16 protein-coding genes are annotated in these 12,589 nt (G+C 37.2%); 1 reads left to right on the top strand and 15 read right to left on the bottom strand.

All coding sequences use genetic code 11. From position 1 onward, the window contains the following. Positions 1-11: 11 nt before the first annotated feature. The 11 genes from CKK03_RS04660 to CKK03_RS04615 all read right to left on the bottom strand — a co-directional run bounded on the left by CKK03_RS04660 (position 12) and on the right by CKK03_RS04615 (position 9,995). Complete coding sequence (locus tag CKK03_RS04660) at positions 12-803, bottom strand: DUF817 domain-containing protein (RefSeq protein ID WP_099361453.1); 792 nt, start codon at positions 801-803, stop codon at positions 12-14. Positions 804-1,019: 216 nt separating this feature from the next. Beyond that, entirely contained in the window at positions 1,020-1,853 is an 834-nt protein-coding gene (locus CKK03_RS04655; protein ID WP_099361452.1) for a glycerophosphodiester phosphodiesterase, read from the bottom strand. A 166-nt stretch (positions 1,854-2,019) separates the two neighbouring features. Then, a complete protein-coding gene (locus tag CKK03_RS23580; protein WP_180271150.1) occupies positions 2,020-2,175 on the bottom strand; it encodes a hypothetical protein in 156 nt (51 codons plus the stop codon). Positions 2,176-2,202: 27 nt separating this feature from the next. Beyond that, complete coding sequence (gene phoU / locus CKK03_RS04650) at positions 2,203-2,862, bottom strand: phosphate signaling complex protein PhoU (protein ID WP_099361451.1); 660 nt, start codon at positions 2,860-2,862, stop codon at positions 2,203-2,205. A 17-nt stretch (positions 2,863-2,879) separates the two neighbouring features. Further along, positions 2,880-3,707, bottom strand: a complete 828-nt coding sequence (gene pstB / locus CKK03_RS04645) for a phosphate ABC transporter ATP-binding protein PstB (protein ID WP_099361450.1) — start codon at positions 3,705-3,707, stop codon at positions 2,880-2,882. A 23-nt stretch (positions 3,708-3,730) separates the two neighbouring features. Further along, positions 3,731-4,615 (bottom strand): phosphate ABC transporter permease PstA, encoded by an 885-nt coding sequence (gene pstA, locus CKK03_RS04640; protein ID WP_099361449.1) that lies wholly within the window; start codon positions 4,613-4,615, stop codon positions 3,731-3,733. Positions 4,616-4,617: 2 nt separating this feature from the next. Next, the gene (gene pstC, locus CKK03_RS04635; RefSeq protein ID WP_099361448.1) at positions 4,618-5,556 is read right to left on the bottom strand and encodes a phosphate ABC transporter permease subunit PstC; all 939 of its coding nucleotides are present in this window, start codon (positions 5,554-5,556) and stop codon (positions 4,618-4,620) included. A 48-nt stretch (positions 5,557-5,604) separates the two neighbouring features. After that, a complete protein-coding gene (locus CKK03_RS04630) occupies positions 5,605-6,564 on the bottom strand; it encodes a PstS family phosphate ABC transporter substrate-binding protein (RefSeq protein ID WP_099361447.1) in 960 nt (319 codons plus the stop codon). A gap of 170 nt (positions 6,565-6,734) precedes the next feature. Beyond that, entirely contained in the window at positions 6,735-8,423 is a 1,689-nt protein-coding gene (locus CKK03_RS04625) for a HAMP domain-containing methyl-accepting chemotaxis protein (RefSeq protein ID WP_180271149.1), read from the bottom strand. A gap of 189 nt (positions 8,424-8,612) precedes the next feature. Continuing rightward, positions 8,613-9,131, bottom strand: a complete 519-nt coding sequence (locus CKK03_RS04620; protein ID WP_099361445.1) for a DUF4352 domain-containing protein — start codon at positions 9,129-9,131, stop codon at positions 8,613-8,615. Positions 9,132-9,500: 369 nt separating this feature from the next. Further along, positions 9,501-9,995, bottom strand: coding sequence for an NUDIX hydrolase (locus CKK03_RS04615; RefSeq protein WP_099361444.1), 495 nt, complete (start codon positions 9,993-9,995; stop codon positions 9,501-9,503). Between the two features lie 224 nt (positions 9,996-10,219). On the opposite strand from CKK03_RS04615, the gene CKK03_RS04610 reads away from it, so the two are divergent. Then, positions 10,220-10,501 carry a hypothetical protein gene (locus tag CKK03_RS04610; protein WP_099361443.1) on the top strand — a complete coding sequence of 94 codons (282 nt, stop codon included), beginning with the start codon at positions 10,220-10,222 and terminating at the stop codon, positions 10,499-10,501. Positions 10,502-10,526: 25 nt separating this feature from the next. Here CKK03_RS04610 and CKK03_RS04605 read toward each other — a convergent pair whose 3' ends face one another. From CKK03_RS04605 to CKK03_RS04590, 4 genes are all read right to left on the bottom strand, one after another. Continuing rightward, positions 10,527-10,889 carry a hypothetical protein gene (locus tag CKK03_RS04605; RefSeq protein ID WP_099361442.1) on the bottom strand — a complete coding sequence of 121 codons (363 nt, stop codon included), beginning with the start codon at positions 10,887-10,889 and terminating at the stop codon, positions 10,527-10,529. A gap of 163 nt (positions 10,890-11,052) precedes the next feature. Then, positions 11,053-11,400 (bottom strand): rhodanese-like domain-containing protein, encoded by a 348-nt coding sequence (locus CKK03_RS04600; protein ID WP_099361441.1) that lies wholly within the window; start codon positions 11,398-11,400, stop codon positions 11,053-11,055. Positions 11,401-11,414: 14 nt separating this feature from the next. Next, a complete protein-coding gene (locus tag CKK03_RS04595; RefSeq protein ID WP_099361440.1) occupies positions 11,415-11,681 on the bottom strand; it encodes an adhesin in 267 nt (88 codons plus the stop codon). A gap of 84 nt (positions 11,682-11,765) precedes the next feature. Then, a complete protein-coding gene (locus CKK03_RS04590; protein ID WP_218962798.1) occupies positions 11,766-12,548 on the bottom strand; it encodes a class I SAM-dependent methyltransferase in 783 nt (260 codons plus the stop codon). Between the last annotated feature and the right edge of the window lie 41 nt (positions 12,549-12,589).

Here is a 12,589-nt window from a genome sequence, read left to right as displayed (position 1 = left end):
CCATCTCCTTTTTATAAAGTATGTCCAGTAGTTACCCTATTGGAGTTTTTCCCTTTAACCTGCTTCAATGTCGCCACGATAAGAAAGCTCACAATCACTAGTAGAACCCATGAACTCACCTTACCTAAATGAACAAGACTCCAGGCTTTGGTTTGGTTAGGATATTCCCAAGCTCCAAAGAAGGTTGCGATATTTTCTGCTATCCAAATAAAAAATCCGATTAACATAAAAGAAAGGGCGATCGGCATCCGGTAATGAGTTCCATTAATCTCGTATGTGACCCATGACTTCCAAAACACAATTATGACAAGTCCCGCTAGATACCAACGAACATCAATCCAAAAATGATGAGTGAAAAAGTTCAAATAAATCGCAGCTGCAAGGGCGACAACTAGCCAAAATGGTGGCCACTTTACGAGGTCCACATTAAGCCTTCGCCATGCCTGGCAAAGATAACTCGCCACACTCGCATACATGAACCCACTATATAATGGCACGCCGAAAATTTTGAAATACCCTTCCTCCGGATAGGACCATGAGCCCATATGTGTCTTGAAAAGTTCAAGCGCAAGCCCGATTAAGTGAAACAATGTGATCACCTTTAGTTCATCCCGTGTTTCAAGGCCCGACCGTACCATCCACCACTGCATCACAAGACAGATGATTAACAGCCAATCATACCGAGGCAGAAAAGGAAGAGGTATGATTTTCGTAAGAGCCAAAGAGGCAAAAATAACCACAGGAAACAAACAAGAAAGGGCCTGCTCCCAACCAAAACGAAAAAGCTGTTTCAACGCTCTCATGTTCCTAACCTCCATTTTGGGACAAGGGACCTGTCCCTGTGTCCCACCGAAAATTCAATTATCTTAAAAATGATTATAGATTATTATTTATCGTTTTTCAATAAAAAGTTATTGTGTTTTATATTTATTTTATTGTTTTGTAAAACATTTATGTTGTTTTTCGCAAAAATAAAAAAGCATTCCTCATTAGAAATGCTTTCATCCGAAGTTCATAAACTATTGTTCTTGTAAGATACTCTTCGTATAAAGGATGTAATCTGTAAAATAACCATCGACTTGTAATTGTTTCATTCGTTTTTGTTCTATTTTTTGTGTTTTTCTATTCGTAAAGAAAGCATGCACTTTCTTCCCGCTTGTATGCAATTTCGTCACAACACGGCGTGTTACATCGCTTGATTCAATTCCTATAATCTGATAGTTCGATAAAATGGCCTTCTCTACATCAAATTCCCCTTTTTTAAATAAAAGGGTTAGTGGAATAGCTGGTGCCAATGAATGAATTTTTTCTAGACTTTTTGCAGAGAAAGATTGTATGATTACCCGTTTATTATTTAATAGGTTATATGCCTTTAAGAGGTCAATCAATTTCTCCTCCATGGCTAACTGATTGTTTACGAGTCTCGTTTCAATATAGAAATTCTCAGTTTCAGAAAATGCATCAAAAATTTCTTGTAAACTAGGAATTTCCTCTCCTTCAATTTGATGCTCGAGATTCGAAATCGTATGGAATGTTTTTAGTTCTTCTAACGTATAATCAGAAACCTTCCCCGTTTCATTCGTTGTTCGATTGATGGTATCATCATGCATTGCCACAAGTTCACCATCTTTTGTCATTCGCAAATCAATTTCTATATAATCGACACCATCATCTGAGGCAATTTTATATGCAGTTAATGTATGTTCATTAAACCGATCACTAGCTCCTCTATGTGCAATTATCATAGATTCACCTGCTTTTACAGGTTCAACATTCTGTTCCGTTATCGCTAATGCTATCGTTGTAAACCCTATGCTTATTAGTAATGTAAGAATCATATATCTTTTTATCAAACTAATTTTTCCTACCGTTTCTTAATGATAATCTCTTACCATTTAAACATAATTATTAATCTTAAAAAGCAGTTTAACTAATTACTTACAAACACTTAAAATGTGGTTTACAATTACAATGGATTGAAATAAAAAAATGCTTGGCAGGCCAAGCATTTTTTTGAATTTATTCGGTTTCTGTTTCCTGATTTTTAACGACTAATGAAATGTTATTATTGTTTATAAGAGAATCAACATCAAAGGATTCGTTATCTTCTTCACCGTTTAGTCTTTGGTTAATTTTGATATTAGCTAGTTCGGCTTCGGATTTTCTGTCTTTCATGGTTGCACCTCCAATAATGACCTATTCCTATTCGTTTAAATCATATCTTTTGCCTTTTATTAAATACAGGATGCTTTCTGAAATGTTAGTAGAGTGGTCTGCCACTCTCTCTATATTCCTGCAAATGAAAGACAATTGTGTAATTTGGGAAATATATTCAGGCTTTTGGGTCATCAGCTCTAATAATTCCTTAATTAATCTGCCATACGCTTCATCAACCTCGTCATCAACCTTGGCAACATCTTTTGCGAGTTCCACATCTTCCTCGCTATATGCTCTAAGGGAATCTGCCACCATTTTTTTGGCTACCTCTGCGATTCGTGGTATATCTTCGATTGGTTTAATCAATTGTTGACTTCCAATTCGAATGACTGATTTTGCAATATTTACTGCAAGGTCGCCGACTCTCTCAAGGTCTGAAGAGATTTTAATCGCAACAATGACTCTTCGAAGATCAATGGCTACTGGTGCTTGCTGTGCAATTAACAAAGTTGCTTTATCATTGATTTCTTCTTCCAGTATATTAAGATGAGTATCATTTTCGATGATTTTTAACGCTTTGTCGACATCCTGATTTTTCAGGGCCTCAATAGCTTGTCCTACTGCATCTTGTGCTTGACTTCCTAATTTTAAAATCATTTCCTTTAACTCATTTAAATCTGCTTGAAATGTCGCTCTTATTGTCATCGTAGCCCCCCCTTTTTTTACCCAAATCGTCCGGTGATATAGTCTTCTGTTTCCTTTTTATCCGGATTTGAGAACATTTTGCTTGTGTTTGTAAACTCAATGACTTCCCCACTTAGGAAAAATGCTGTTTTTTCTGAAATTCTCGCTGCTTGTTGCATATTATGCGTCACAATGATGATGCTGTAATTCTTTTTCAATTCTTGAATCAAATCCTCGACTTTTAAAGTAGAAATGGGATCCAGTGCTGAGGTTGGTTCATCCATTAATATGACATCGGGTTCAATCGCCAGACATCTTGCAATACATAGACGCTGCTGTTGACCTCCAGACATCCCATAAGCATTTTCTTTTAAACGATCTTTGACCTCATCCCATATCGCTGCTCCTCGTAGACTTTTTTCTACGATTTCATCTAATATTTTCTTATTCCGGATTCCATGAATTCGCGGTCCATATGCGATGTTATCATAGATCGATTTCGGAAAAGGATTTGGTTTCTGAAACACCATTCCTACATTTGTTCGTAGTGTTTCAACTGGATAGGATTTGTCAAAAATATTTTTCCCACGGTACAGAATTTCCCCAGAAGTACGAACAATGGGTATTAATTCAACCATTCTGTTCAATGTTTTCAGGTATGTAGATTTTCCACACCCCGAGGGACCAATTATAGCCGTTACTTCATTTTCTGCAATTTGAAGATTAATTTCTTTCAAGGCCTGGTCTTGCCCATACCATAGGTTTAAATTTTTCGTATCATAAACAATATTCTTTTCACTATTTGATTTTTCCTCTTTTTTATCAATACCTTGTACAAATTTTTGCTTGTTTTCAGTAACTGGCATTTGTTTATCCTCCAGTAGCTTAGTTAATACCGCTTTTGAAATTTATTTCGGATGATAACAGCAATTGAGTTCATGATCAAAAGTATTAGTAGTAAAACCACAATTGTTGCAGCAGCTAAATTTGCATATTCGGCCACTAAAGCTGAGTCTAATGTCCAATAGTAAATTTGCATGGGTAATACTGTGAACTTGTCAAAAACGGAATTTGGAAATGGGATTAAAAGTGCAGGGATTCCAATTACAACCAGTGGAGCTGTTTCACCAACTGCACGAGATAAAGCTAAAATAACACCGGTTAAGATTCCTGGTATTGCAGCTGGAAGTACAACCTTTTTAATGGTTTGCCATTTGGTTGCTCCCATTCCATAGGACGCTTCCCGCAAAAATTGGGGAACTGCACGGAGTGCCTCTTGACTAGCTACCACCACAATAGGAAGCACAAGAAGTGACATCGTAAGTCCGCCAGCTAGAACAATATTACCAAGTCCCATTGTTCTTACAAAGACCGTTAACCCAAGAATTCCAAAAACGATAGATGGAACCCCCGCTAAGTTTGAAATATTCGTTTGAATAAAAGATTGCAATCGGCCTTTTGTAGCGTATTCCTCGAGGTAAATCGCTGTACCAATCCCAAGTAACATTGTTACGGGGGCAACGACAACCATTAACCACACTGTCCCTAAAATGGCTCCCATGATTCCAGCTCTATCTGGATTAGTGGATAATTTGTTGGTTAAAAAATCTAAATTGACCCAACCTAGCCCATCGGCTAGTACTCGATAAAATAATGTAATCAGTACAATTAATCCTACTAATGTAGATAGAAGAAATATAACTTTCGAAATTCGATTCGTCAGTAGTCGAGCACCCATTTTTTTCTGTACCTGGCTAGCATCCACATACTTCATGATTAATACCCCTCCCTAAATTTTTTAGAGATATATTGGGCAATGAGATTCATAATTAAGGTAAAAACAAATAACGTGATTGCAACAGCATATAAACTATAGTATAAAGTTGAACCGGCAGCTGCCTCTCCGCCAGTAACCTCAACAATATAAGCCGTCATTGTTTGCATAGATTGCGTAACATCAAATGTGAAATTTTTTGAACTCCCACTTGCAATGGTTACAATCATTGTTTCTCCAATGGCTCTGGATATTCCGAGTACAAAGGAAGCGATAATCCCAGACATTGCCGCAGGTATAATAACACGCCATGTTACCTCAAGCTTTGTCGCACCTAGAGCCAAAGCCCCTTCTCTCATGGCATTAGGTACTGAACTCATGGCATCTTCAGAAAGTGAGGCAATCATTGGAATAATCATTACCCCCATGACAAGCCCTGGACTAAGGATATTGGTCGGTTCTAATCCAGGAATAAATGAACGCAACAATGGTGTAACAAAGGTAAAAGCAAAGAAACCATACACAATGGTCGGTATACCAGCTAATATCTCCAAAAGGGGTTTTAAAGTTCGTCTAACCTTTTCTGAAGCATATTCGCTTAGATAAATAGCCGACATAAGCCCAATGGGTATTGCTACGAGCATGGCAATTGCTGAGGAAATAACGGTACCTGTTAATAAAGGTAATATCCCAAATTCCGCATTAGCGCCTAGGGGTTTTAATTTAGTTCCAGTAAAAAAATCAAGAAGAGGCACATCTCTAAAAAAATGAACGGCTTCACTTAATAATGTATACAGGATTCCAATTGTTGTTAGGATCGAGATGAGTGCGATTATAAATAATAACTTGGGCATTAACCTTTCAGTCACATTATTAATGCTCACGTTTTTCTTACTTTCTTGAATCATCTCTCTTACTTTTAAATCCTTATAATTTCCCATTCCTTATCCCCCTTTAACCCACTGATACGAAGAGAGAACCTACTCTAGCTACTGTTTTAAGCCTTCTAAGTAATCAACAGATGCCTGAAGCTCCTCTTCTGGTAATGGCGCAAAACCTGTTTCTGCTGCCGCAGTTCCTGCATTCTTCATCGTATAGATAGCAAAGTCTAGAACCTGTGGCTTCTCTTTAGCCATCCCCTCGTTTAGATAGGTAAATACGGGACGAGTAAATGGAGCATATGCACCGTCTTCTTTAATCGTGTCAAGAGAAGGCTCTACCGGGCCATTACCAAAATCAATCTTAATCGCATTCAATTGATCCTTATTGCTTGCATAATAGCCATAACCAAAGAACGCAACTGCATTTTTATCTTTTGACACCAAGCTCACTAAGGTCGCATAATCCTGCTGTAGATTAATATCTTCCACGAGATCCTGCTCTTTCATAATGGTTTCCCAAAAGAATTCGTATGTACCATGGTTTTCGTTTGGACCATATGTTTTTATCGGTTCATTAGGGAATCCTTCTCGAACATCTGACCAATTCTTTTTACCAGCACTCGCAAGAAAGATATCAACGATTTCCTGTTGGGTAAGCTCTGTTGCCCAATCATTTTCCTTATTCACGACAATTGTTATTCCATCGAGTGCAACCTTTAATTCTTTTACCGTAATTCCTAGTTCCTCAGCTTTTGTAAGCTCTTCCTCTTTTATCTTTCGTGAGGCATTATTGAAATCTGTTCCGCCACCTTCTACCAGGAACTTTTTAAAACCAGCACTTGTCCCAGAGCGGCTTACTTCAACCGACACGTTCTCCTGCTCATTAATCATGTAATCTTCGGCGAGCTTTGTCATTAACGGGAAAACGGTTCCTGACCCATCTATTACAACACTACCCTCAAGTCCTTCACCATTCCCATTTCCGTTTTCATCTCCACCACCACAAGCAGCTAATACAAAGAGTAATAAAGACACAATAAAGATATTGATCACCTTATAAAATTTCATCGAAATCACCCTATCTATTTTTTATCACTCTTACATTTCCCACTAAAAAGAAAATTTATTAAATAAGAAGTAATAAAAAATAAAAAAAGCGTTAATCCATTGATTAACGCCTCGTGGACACAGGGACAGGTCCCTTGTCCCTTGTCCCTTGTCCCTTGTCCCTTGTCCCATTAAATTTTAAACTTTTTAATCAACTCTTGTAATTCTTCTGCCATTTCGGTTAATGAAGAAGAAGATGCGGTTATCTCTTCCATTGCAGCAAGTTGTTCTTCAGTAGACGATGACATATTTTGTGTGCCATCAGAGGTTTGATGAGTGATCTCCGCAACCACTTCCATACTCTTTACCATCTCGTCCGCTCCTGCTGATAATTCATGCACTGCGGATGTAATTTCTTGAATTTGAGAGGTAACCTCTTGCGTAGCCTGCCCGATCTGATTAAATGAGCCTCCAACGTCTTGAATATAATTAATCCCATCGGAAACTTTTGTTGTCGTGTCATCCATTGAGCGCACGGTTTCCTCAGTATCTGTTTCAATAACCTTAATTAGCGTCGATATTTGCTGGGCAGAAACCGACGATTGTTCTGCCAGTTTTCTAACTTCATCTGCTACTACTGAAAATCCTCTTCCATGTTCTCCTGCCCTCGCTGCTTCGATTGCTGCATTTAAAGCTAATAGATTTGTCTGCTCGGCAATACCAGTGATTACTCCAATGATTTGGTTAATTTGATTTGTGCTTTCCCCTAACTTCTTCACTTTTTGAGAGAGGTGATTCACAGTTTGACTGATTTCATCCATTCGATGAATAATTCCAGAAACTAAATTACTACCATCAATTGCTTTATCAGAGGCTTCAAATGATGTCTTAGATACAATCTTTGAGCTTGTATCTATTTGTTTTAAAAGTGAGGTTAATTCATTAACCGTTTGATTGGTCTCGTTCAAGCTTACTACTTGTTGGTCAGTTCCCGCCGCTACCTCTTGAACAGTCGACGCAATCACTTCTGTTGCTCTTGTTGTTTCTTCAGAGCTTGCTGATAATTGTTCTGAAGCTGCAGCAACTTGCTCTGCATTCATCGCTACCTGACTTACTAAATCTCTTAACTTACTAACCATCAAGTTAAAGGATGACGCCATTTCCCCTAATTCATCTTTTGTTTTTATTGATATCGCCTGTGTGAGGTCTGCCTCACCTTCTGCAATTTCCTTCAAACGCCTATTCATGATCCGTACTGGTTTATCAATTGATCTTATTATGAAAGTTGAAGCTAAAACTCCACCAATAATTGAGATAACCATCACTGCATACAATATGATTGAACTTATTTCTTGCCTATTTTCTAAAGATTTTGTGTCACGTTTAATCGTTTGGGTAACTTCATTTATAAGAGATTCAACAGATGGATCTACCAATTCTTTTCTGATTGTTCTTTGTTCTTCCATATGGATCGTGAGCGCTTCTTCCTGATCTCCATTTGTGTAAGCATGTACAACCTTTTTATTTGTTTCAAGATATGTTTGTAAGTTATCCTTGATTTCTTCTACTGCCTCTGTATTTTCGGAATCCAGTCGCATGTTCTTGATTTCAGTAAAATATCCCTCCAAATCATTTACCTTTTTCTCAATTCCATTGACTAGTTCTTCATCACCCGTAAGAAGAAAAGCCCTCTCGTCATTGGAGATCCCTGTAAAACGGTATTCTATCGACTTTAGAGTAAATTGTAAGGTTTGATTTTCTTCTAATGTTCTAGATGCCTTCTCAGTTTCATTCTGAATATAGATTGATAAAGCGCCTGAGAAAAGTAGAGCCACTAATAAAAGTGAAACAAGAAAACCTAATTTTGTTTTTATTTTCATCATTTCCCTCTTCCCTGATGTATCAGATAATACTGCATCACATTTCGACAATTTTCTACATATTAAACTACTAGAATTTTATCATAGGAGATTCGAATAGACTATGACTTTGTTCCTGTTTCACAATAGAAAAAGTGGTACCAGATCTTAATCCAGTACCACTTTTCGAAAAGAAAAAACTATATGTTCTTATTGAAAGTCTTCTGAAGCTAGGCTCCATTCAAGTTTATTGGGTTCTGCTTTTCCACCAAGCAGTATTTTATATGTTTCAGATTCACGAGCATCAAATATAAGTTCACCAGTTATGGAATCACCTCCAGCGATTTCCCCTGCAATTTGCTTTCCAAAACTGAACTCTTTGCCAGCTGTTACTGTGTTCCAGTTGACAATGTCATCTACAAAGATTTTAAATGGTAATACTTTTTCTAAGTTTGTTGTCTCTGATGCTCTACTCGTTATCGTCACATTTGCAACGACATATGTACCCCTTAAAGCCGTCTCTCCATCTCCTCCGGCTTCTTTCTTCACACTATTTATTGTCACTTCAAAATCGCCACCCTTGGTTGCATAAAGACCAGTTTCACCTATTGTTAAGATACCATCTTCGCTGATCCCGTCCCCACCTGTTTCTGAACTTCCACCCGCACCACAAGCACTGACGAACAATACCAATACCAGTAGTACCGACCAAAGACTAAATTTTTTCATTTTTATTAACCCCCTTTTTTATATTGTAAAATTGTCAATTTTCAGAATAATTATATCAAAAGTCACCCATAAATTAAAGACTTATTATAAAAATAACGATTGTACTTGCACTAATGGAGGCGAATAAGTATGGTACTAAACTTATTTTTATTTTAGAAGTATTAAAACAGTTTACTCGCAAAAAAAGGCTATTAGTACGATGATTACCGCTCCTTGTCCCATGCTTGAACTGCTTCGGACACAAGACGGCTTTTTCCACTCGGCCTTGTCTGAAGTTCACATAGTTTCAGACACAAGCCCGCTTTTTCGCCCCGCCCTTGTCCGAAGTTGAACAGATAAGTTGGATAAAAACAAGTCACCTTCTATCTATTATTTTAGAACTGGTTCAACCAAGGGTATTCTGCTGAAATCCACAACGTCATCCCCGTCATAAATGAATCGATGTTCATAGTTTGTTTCATCTTGTAAAACTTCTCGCAAATAAAATTTCAAATTTGCTAAGCCTACGTTTTTTGGATGTATGATCCAAGTTATGTCTTTCCAATCCAAAATACCTTCATCGGTTTTAATTGGTGTAGAGTAGTGATAGGACTCAGGCAGCTCCGCTACATAAACGTACATTCCATCAAAATAAGAATGAGTTGGATTTGTCCATGTAATATTACCTTTATGCTCTATATTTTGAGGTTCTATCTCAATTCCCGTTTCCTCTCGTATCTCTCGAATGATACATTCAAAGGGGTTCTCCCCTTCCTCTAATTTGCCGCCAACACCATTCCAAATTCCCATCCACTCAGGGGACTCGCGATTAAGAAGTAGGATTTTATTCCCTTGCTTAATGAAACAGATTGTATATGAAAACATTTTAATTCCTCCGTTAAATCATACTTGTATAATTAATTCAACAAAAATTATCATTATTCCTTTTATAATTTGATGTCAACGTCGATTCTTTACATAATTTTAGTAACCCATGTCTCTACATTTCATTATCATTTAATTAATGCCAACGATATGGAATTTATAGGAAAAACTTACTATTTTTATGTTAAAATGTATATAGTGAATCGGTCGATGGAGGTAAAATAATGAAAGAAACAATCGGAATATTTCTTATTCTACAATCTATACTAACTTATTTAACTATCGATATACTTTATAATCCTATTCCTAGCCAGTTAGAAATGACAGATTTGAGCACTGGAATTACTACTACTACAACATTTTATAATCACCCTTTTTGGTATTACGTTATTCATGTCATTTTAATTATTACTTTTATTCTTGGATTATACTTAGTTTTTAAAAAAGGAATAGAAAAAAGTACATTTCATCTAAGACGGGTGCTTTGGTATTACAAAAATAGATAATAATACATACACAAAAACCACCGGATTAATTTCGGTGGTTTATTTTAAGTGACGAACAAAAACTCCTTAATGTGTGAAGTCTGCCCGTTGACATAAATAACTCGTCATAGTTTCTCTCGACGTATTCCTCAATCACATCCAAGCCCTTTTGAACATCATCAACTAATAAGATGGTGTACTTTTCATTCCAAGAAAATCGGTTGATTCTCCTAAGTTCGGATGCGTTAAGTTGAAACTTAAATTCTTCGGTGAGTAGTTTCACTTGGTACCATTTATCCGGATTTTCGATGTAGGTTTTATGTTTATTTTCATAGTTTTCTTGAACGAGTTGAATAAAACCATCAATTTGATCAGCCAGCATCGTCGCGATTCTCATCTCGTAACTCATTTTGCCATCTCCCCTCAGATACATGACTTGGAAACAGGAGGACTACATACCTAAATATATGTTTCTATTATACAATCATGAAAGGCGAACAAATCAAATCCGGACATTAAAATTTAGTTACAAAAATCGACCGCATACCATTAGCGATCGATTTCGTTGTTCACTATTCTTCTTTGGCTTTTAAAAATTCCTTCCACGCCGTAATTCCACCCTCTAAAACGGCAACATTGTATTCTTGATTTGAAAGGATGTTTGCACATTTAGTAGCAGAATTTCCTGTTGTGCATGTTACGACTATCTCTTGATTTTTTGGTAAGGACTTAACCGCAACATTCTTGTTTTCTTCTGATTTAAAAATTTCCTCTTTATGAATGTTTTGACTCTCAATACTTGGTCCTTCAATATGAAAGTCATTGTACTTGTCCTCTGCTCTTACGTCTAAAAGGAAAACCTTTTCCTGAGTATTCATTTTCTGAAATAACTCCTCAGGTGTAATCTTTTTAAGGGGCATTTTCATTCCTCCTTTTACGAATAACTTCCTGGGCCAGTTAACACCAATCCAACTCCATGTTCAGTTTCTTCTTTGTCTAACGTTAAGACTTCCGTTCCAGTTACACTTGGATCAAAGGCTACTTTGATTCCTTTAATCGTTTGAACACGGTCAAACTCATGTGGTTCAACTATTGCTAAAGCGATTTGCGGTCCATGTTCGTGACTAGGAACTGTGTAAAGTCGAATTCCCACAGCACCTGACTTTTCCAATAATTGCTTCGCCTCGTCTGTTATGTACATCTTTTCTCCTCCTATCCATCCATACATTCATTATAAACCTTATCTTTATTAGACCCAACCCTATTGGGACGTTTTTGCACCTAATCATTTTTTTCGAAACCGCAAGATAAGTACAGGTGGAATCTCTAGCCAATCAAATTTATCGGTCTCATTTTGGAAGCTTGGTTCTTCCATACCGTCCAACACAAAATTAGCTTCGAAAAATAGATTGTGATAATACGATAAAGGGCGGTGGAACATGAGATGTGGACTGGACTGTCCTTTTATACCGATGGCTTCATACGGTTCTGGTGTGAGATATCTTGAAAGTTGAATACTATTTCTAGTGATTACATTTCCATTCCTTTCTTCAGTTTCCGTGACTTTACGGACACCGGGTGGTTGAAAGCATGGATGTGTGATCGAAAAAACAAAAACGCCATTTGGCTTTAACATCTGGTGTAAGGATTTGACTAAAGGCGTGATATCCGCTATGTCCATTAAGGCCATATTGGCTACTGCACGATCAAATTTTCCAGTTCCAAGTTGAGACAATTCCTCGTTACTAGTTGCATCCACAACTTTATAATCGATTTGATCTATGTAGTCCTTCGTTCTCATTTTTGCCCGTTCTATCATTTTCTCAGAGTAATCAAAGGCAACAACATCTGCTCCCAATGCTGCAAGTCTCCTTGAAAAGTTTCCGTTTCCGCAAGCAATGTCTACTATGGCCTGGCCATCTTTTATGTTTAATAGTTTTTCAGTATAAGGGCGAATCAGTTCGCGATGATATCGATTACTTTCGTCTCCCATATAATCATCCCAATGTTCCGCATTCTCTTCCCATCTTGCTTGCGAATCCTTGATTAGCTCCTTCCACTCACTCAATCGGCATTCTCCTTTCAACCATTCTATAAAACGTTAATTTC

Origin of the sequence: Fredinandcohnia onubensis, assembly GCF_002734215.1 — a bacterium.
GTDB classification, from domain to species: domain Bacteria; phylum Bacillota; class Bacilli; order Bacillales; family Bacillaceae_L; genus Ferdinandcohnia; species Ferdinandcohnia onubensis.
The sequence above is the reverse complement of the archived record's forward strand: the minus strand, read 5'-3'. Positions and strand labels throughout refer to the sequence as shown.